This window comes from Halomonas sp. KM-1 (genome assembly GCF_000246875.1).
Lineage (GTDB): Bacteria > Pseudomonadota > Gammaproteobacteria > Pseudomonadales > Halomonadaceae > Halomonas > Halomonas aerodenitrificans.
Genome location: NZ_BAEU01000122.1, coordinates 1 through 4,461 on the forward strand (window position 1 = coordinate 1; position 4,461 = coordinate 4,461).

Here is a 4,461-nt window from a genome sequence, read left to right on the forward strand (position 1 = left end):
ATATCGCGAGTGCTCGATGCCCTGCGCCGGCGCGGCGAGCTGCCCTTCGACGACAGCGCCGAGCAGCTGCGCGGCAGGGTAGCGCTGCTGCGCAAGGCGTTGGGCTCTCGGGGTGATCAAGACTGTGATCAGGACACTTGGCCCGACTGGTCCTTGCCGGCACTGCTCGACGATCTCGAAGCCTGGCTGGGGCCGCACCTCGACGGGGTCAGAAGCCTCGACGCGGTGGCGCGGCTGCCGCTGGGTCGCTTTCTGCTCGATAGCCTCGACTGGTCGCTGCGCAGCCGCCTCGATGCGCTGGCGCCGGAGCGTCTCGAAGTGCCCAGCGGTTCACAGATTCGCCTCGACTATACGCCGTGCCTGGAGGGCCGGGCGCCGGTGCTGGCGGTGAAGCTGCAGGAAACCTTCGGCTGGCAGGCGTCGCCGCGAATCGCCGAAGGGCGGGTGGCGGTGCTGTTGCACCTGCTCTCGCCGGCGCGGCGCCCGCTGCAGGTCACCGCGGATCTCGCCAGCTTCTGGGCCAACGGCTACCCCGAGGTGCGCCGCGAGATGCGCGGTCGTTACCCCAAGCATCCCTGGCCCGAAGACCCCACCACCGCCGAGGCTACCGCCCGCACCAAGCGGCGCTCATGAGCCGACGCTGCTGGCCTTCAGCCGGGTAGCAGCGCTGCCATGCCCATGCCCAGCGACACGAACCCCAGTGCGATGCCGAAGGCAGGCCAGGGTTGAAGCCTGCTTTCGCTCCGCTTGAGGGTCCAGGCCAGCCGTCGAAAACCTCGCTCTCCCCGCCGTTCCAGCGCCTGGCGCCATGCAAGGCGTGCCTGCCCCAACTGCGGCAGCCGAGGTTTGAGCAGAACCACCATGGCCGCCAGCCCAAGGGCGAGAGTTGGCTCCAGCAGGCCGGAGCGCAGAGTCGCGAGCGGTGCTGCGACAAGCGGGGCGTACCATTGCCAGCCCCAGGCCACCAGCACCGGCAGGGCTGCCAGCGTGGCCCAGCCGAGCCACAGCCCGCCGGGTATGTGCAGCGTCTGCCGGCCGGGCGGCGAGCGCCACAGCAGCCACAGCAGGCGCAGCATCAACAGGCCGGTGGCGATGCCCGAGAGGGAGAGCAGCCAGCCGGCCCCGTCGGCTTCCGTCAGAGCGCTCTCCATGGTGGCCTTCACCAGCACGCCGCCCGTGGGCGGCACGCCTGCCAACGCCAGGGCCGGCAGCAGCATGCCGAGCAGTACCCAGCGGTGCTCCCTGCCGTGCATCCGGTTGGCCATGCCCGCCCCCAGAAACAGGCTGGCCTTGGCCAGGGAGTGCGTTGCCGCCAGCAGTAGCAGGGCCGTCATGGCGGTGGCCGGTGAGCCGCTATACAGCACCAGGCCCAGCAGAGCGGTGAGCAGCCCCATCTGACTTACGCTCGACCAGGCCAGCACGACCTTGGCGTGATCGTGAACGATGCCTCGCAGTGCCGCATAGACGGCAGCGAACAGCCCCACCATTACCATGACGGGGCCCCAGGCCACGGTGACATCGCTGAGCGGGAGCAGGCGCAGGGCACCCAGCAGGCCGAGCTTGATCATCAGCCCCGAGAGGATGGCGCTAGCCATGGGCGGGGCGACCGGATGGGCCAGCGGCAGCCAGGCATGCACGCCGATGACACCGGCCTTGATGGCCAGTCCAAACGCCATGTAGCCCAGGGCCAGAGGTGGCAGCTCGTGGTGAGTCAGACTGGCGAAGCGCAGGTCGCCGGTGGCGTTGGCGATGAGCGCGAGGCCCGCCAGCATCGCCACTTCGGCCAGCAGCAGCATGACCAGATAGCCCAAGCCGGCCAGGCGCGATGACTGATGCCCGTCGTGCTGCACCATGGCCCAGCCCAGCAGGCTGAGCAGCGCGGCGCCGGTGTAGAAGGTCAGCAGGTCCGCGGCGAGCAGGGCGACCAGATGGATCGCCGCTGCCGCCGCCAGCATGACGAGAAGGCTGCTGGCGGCAGGGAAGGTGTTCCGCCAGCTGTAGGTGGCCCACAGCACCAGCGGCCAGATGCACAGCGCCGGCAGCAGGAAGGCCAGCCCGGTGGCATCCAGGGCGAGGCTGATAGTGAACTCCATGGGAAGCTGCGCAGACAGCGCCATGAAGGGGCCCAGGCCCCAGGCCAGTCCGGCAAGCCCCAGTGCCAGCCAGGAGAGGCGTCGGGTGATGTCGCCGTGAGTGGGGCGTGAGGCGATAACGGCTGCCCGGCGCGGTTCGGGGCGCAGGCCCAGGTCGAACAGACGCCACAGGCAGGCAGCGGTGAAGAAGGTGCCGAGCAGCATGACCGTGGCAATGAGGTAATGGTCTTGCGCCAGCGCCCCTTGCAGCAGCCACCACTTGCCGAAGAACCCGCCGGTCGGGGGAATGCCCAGCAGGCTGAGGCCGGCCAGTGCCATGGCCAGCCAGGCCAGCGGCAGGCGACCGGCATCCCCGGCCAGCCGGCTGAGGCGATCGTGGCCGTGGGCGACGACGATGGCACCGGCGGCGAGGAACAGCGCGCCCTTGGCCAACCCGTGGGCGAGCAGCAGCTGCAGGCCGCCCGGAAAGGCAGGGGCATGCGGTTCATTCGGGGTGAACCAGCTGATGTCGGCATCGAGCCCGAGCAGCAGTAGCGCGTAGCCGCTGTGGCAGAGCGTGGACCAGGCGATCAGGAGCTTGAGTCGGGTCTGCAGCGCGGCCTGAACACCGCCCCAGCCCAGTGCCACCATTCCGATCACAACCAGCCAATCGAGCTGAGCGCTGTGGAGCTGTGCCAGAGGGGCCAGCCACAGGCGCCAGAGTACGAACAGGGTCACCCCTACCACCACCGCCGACAGTATGGCGCTGACCGGCGCCTGGGCCTTGGAGTGGGCGGCCGGTAGCCAGGTGTGCAGCGGCACCACGGCGGCCTTGATCAGCAGCCCCAGGGTGAGCAGGGCGGCCGCCAGGCGCATGGTGGCACCATCCTCCAGGGAGTCGACCAGCAGGCCGAGGTCGAGCCGGCCGGTCTGGCCGTAGATCAGTGCCGTTCCCAGCAGGTACAGCAAGGAGGCCAGCAGCGAGGCCATCAGATAGCGAAGGGCCGCCTCGCCGAAGCGGTCGTGCGGGGAGCGGGCCACCAGGCCGACGCCGGCCAGGGTGACGAGCTCCAGCGTCACGTAGAGATTGAACAGATCCTGGGACAGCAGCAGGGCGTTGAGGCCTGCCCACATCATCCACCACAGCGGCCACAGATGGCGGTCGGCGGATGTCGACGGGTCCAGCAGCAGGGCCAGGCTGGCAGCGCCTGCCACGACGGCCGTCATGATCAGCATCGTGAGAGCGGGGAAATCGAGATGCCAGGCGATGCCCAGCGGTGGCGGCCAGTTGCCCAGGGCGATGCCGATCGACTCCCCGCCCAGCGTCGCCGGCAGGGAGAGTGCGAGGCTCATCAGGAGGACAGGCAGCCCCAGCGCCACCTGACGCCCGGGGGAGAGGGCGCCGAGAAATGCCGCTATCGAGAGACCGAGTGGCAGGAAGATCATCGCTGGGAGCGTCCAGGCGGCCAGCCCCGATGCCGTCATTGCGACTCCTCATGACGACGTTCGTGGGCACGGATCGTCAAGCCCAGTGCGGCGGCCGTCGTGCTCACGGCCACCACGATGCCCGTCAGTACCATCACGTGGGGAACCGGATCGATCCCCGCATCGGTGCGAGCGAGGGTGACCAGCAGCAGAAAGGTGGCGCTGGCCAGCACGTTGAGTGCCACGATACGGCGCACCAGGTCGTCAGTGCGAAACAGGCCGATGAGGGCCATGCCGCACAGCAGGGCAGACACGACAGCGTAGAAGAGACTCATCGGCCGGGCTCCCCGTACAGGTAGAGGGCCATCAGCATCAGCGCAATCGAGAGCGCCGTGGCGACTTCCACCGCCAGGATCGCCGGCTTGGCCAGTGCCTGGGGAATCGCCAGAAAGGTCCCGGTCAGCAGCAGGCCGCCCAGCCCGACGGCGAGGAACAGCGCCAATCCGGCGACCAGCAGCAGGCGCAGCAGGGGCTTGAAGCGGGGCTGCTGCATCCAGCCGATACGCTCTACCAGCAGCAGTAGAATGCCGCCGGCCCCCAGCACTGCGCCGGCGGGAAAGGCGCCGCCCGGGGCATGGGCACCGCGCCACAGCAGATAGGTGGGAACGAGCAGGAACAGCGGATGCAGCAGGCGCGACAGGGCGGGCAGACCGGGCAGGGCGGTCGCCGGGGCGAAGGGGCGCAGCGCCGGACCCAGTGACCAGACCAGCATCACGGCACCCAGCATCACCGCCACTTCGAGCAGCGTATCCAGCGCGCGGATGTTGAGCAGTACGGCGGTCACGGCATGGCTGACGCCGGTGGCGTCCAGCTCGGCCGTCACCTCGGCGGCCAGCCCGGGGCGCGGCAGGCGTTGAACGCCCCAGGCCAGCCAGCCCGCGCCGATGCACGCGGCGAAGACGGC

At 69.6% G+C, this 4,461-nt stretch carries 4 protein-coding genes; 1 reads left to right on the forward strand and 3 read right to left on the reverse strand.

What is annotated here, in order from left to right; translation table 11 throughout:
• Positions 1 to 633, forward strand: a 633-nt coding sequence (locus tag B8115_RS13870; protein WP_010628414.1) for an ATP-dependent helicase C-terminal domain-containing protein, incomplete at its 5' end; no start/stop codon positions are given.
• A 17-nt stretch (positions 634 to 650) separates the two neighbouring features.
• Here B8115_RS13870 and B8115_RS13875 read toward each other — a convergent pair.
• From B8115_RS13875 to B8115_RS13885, 3 genes are all read right to left on the reverse strand, one after another.
• The gene (locus tag B8115_RS13875) at positions 651 to 3,557 is read right to left on the reverse strand and encodes a proton-conducting transporter membrane subunit (protein ID WP_010628415.1); all 2,907 of its coding nucleotides are present in this window, start codon (positions 3,555 to 3,557) and stop codon (positions 651 to 653) included.
• Positions 3,554 to 3,832: an NADH-quinone oxidoreductase subunit K gene (locus B8115_RS13880; RefSeq protein ID WP_010628416.1), complete on the reverse strand. Its 279-nt coding sequence runs from the start codon at positions 3,830 to 3,832 to the stop codon at positions 3,554 to 3,556. Before B8115_RS13880 ends, B8115_RS13875 begins: the two co-directional genes overlap by 4 nt.
• Positions 3,829 to 4,461, reverse strand: a 633-nt coding sequence (locus B8115_RS13885) for an MnhB domain-containing protein (protein ID WP_010628417.1), incomplete at its 5' end; no start/stop codon positions are given. The genes B8115_RS13880 and B8115_RS13885, both read right to left, overlap by 4 nt.

What these genes read in the sequence shown, in the direction of transcription:
- B8115_RS13880 (WP_010628416.1), bottom strand. Translation starts at nt 3,832, where the DNA reads ATGAGTCTCTTCTACGCTGTCGTGTCTGCCCTGCTGTGCGGCATGGCC.
- B8115_RS13875 (WP_010628415.1), bottom strand. Translation starts at nt 3,557, where the DNA reads ATGACGGCATCGGGGCTGGCCGCCTGGACGCTCCCAGCGATGATCTTC.